At 61.4% G+C, this 986-nt stretch carries 1 protein-coding gene and 1 pseudogene; one reads left to right on the top strand and one right to left on the bottom strand.

What is annotated here, in order from left to right:
* On the top strand, positions 1 to 727 hold a 727-nt coding region (locus ACTJKX_RS38135), incomplete at its 5' end, for a recombinase zinc beta ribbon domain-containing protein (protein ID WP_440728496.1).
* On the opposite strand, the pseudogene ACTJKX_RS38130 reads toward ACTJKX_RS38135, so the two are convergent.
* A pseudogene (locus ACTJKX_RS38130) lies at positions 620 to 986 on the bottom strand (hypothetical protein); the annotation flags it as partial. The gene ACTJKX_RS38135 and the pseudogene ACTJKX_RS38130 sit on opposite strands and share 108 nt — an antisense overlap.

The raw sequence follows: 986 nt of genomic DNA, 5'->3' as shown, positions 1-986 counted from the left end.
GAGGCTGCACACCATGAAGCGGCCGGCCTCCCTGCTTTCCGGCCTGCTCACCTGCGGCTGCTGCGGCGGACGCTATGGCCTGTTCACGAAAGAGCGTTTTGGCTGCCTCAACCACCAGCGCCGGGGCGTCTGCGACAATGGTCGCACGATCACCCGCGAGAAGATCGAGGAACGTGTTCTCTCAGGCTTGAAGGAAAGATTGGTCTCGGGTGATGCCGTGGTCGAGGCGGTGAAGGCCTATACCCAGGAGACCAACCGGCTCAACCAGGAACGTCGCGCCCAGAGCGAGCAGGATCGCAAGGCGCTGTACAAGATAGAGCGCGCCATCGCCGGCATCATGGCGGCGATCGAGGATGGTCTATACCAGCCAAGCATGAAGGCGCGCATGGAGGAACTGGAGCGACAGAAAGCGGAGATCACCCAACGCCTGGCGCAGGCACCGGCCGACGTGCCCGACTTGCATCCCAACATCGCCAATCTCTATCGCAAGCGGGTGGAGCACTTCACACAGGCGCTCGCCGACGACGAGGGCGGAAGACAGGCCGCCGAAGCTCTGCGCTCGCTCATCGGTCAGATCGTACTCGCGCCTGGCGACAAGCGAGGCGAGATCCATGCAGAGCTACGCGGAGAGCTGTTTGGCATTCTCGAATTCGTCAATCCTGAACGAAATCAAAAGGTTGGTGATGTTATGATGAAAGCCGTTGCGGGCCCCCGCAACCATCTTTAATTGCGATTTGCCCGCCCCCAAGGCGGGCTTTTTGCGTTCCAGGGATATCGCAAGGATTCCGGCCAGATCGCCGCGCACGTCGATCTGCAGCGAACCGCCTTCCGGCGTCAGCACGATCTCGTTCATCAATGAACGGATCCGCTCGGCTGCAGCCATGCGCTCTCCGAGGGAATCGTCCTGGAGTGCCGCATGTAGATCCTCGATCTGGGCACGATAGTGCTGCGCCATGTTGGGGTGCAGCAGGGGAGGCGGTTCTTCG

Origin of the sequence: Labrys sp. 22185, assembly GCF_052045555.1 — a bacterium.
Taxonomy (GTDB): domain Bacteria; phylum Pseudomonadota; class Alphaproteobacteria; order Rhizobiales; family Labraceae; genus Labrys; species Labrys neptuniae.
The sequence above is the reverse complement of the archived record's forward strand: the minus strand, read 5'-3'. Positions and strand labels throughout refer to the sequence as shown.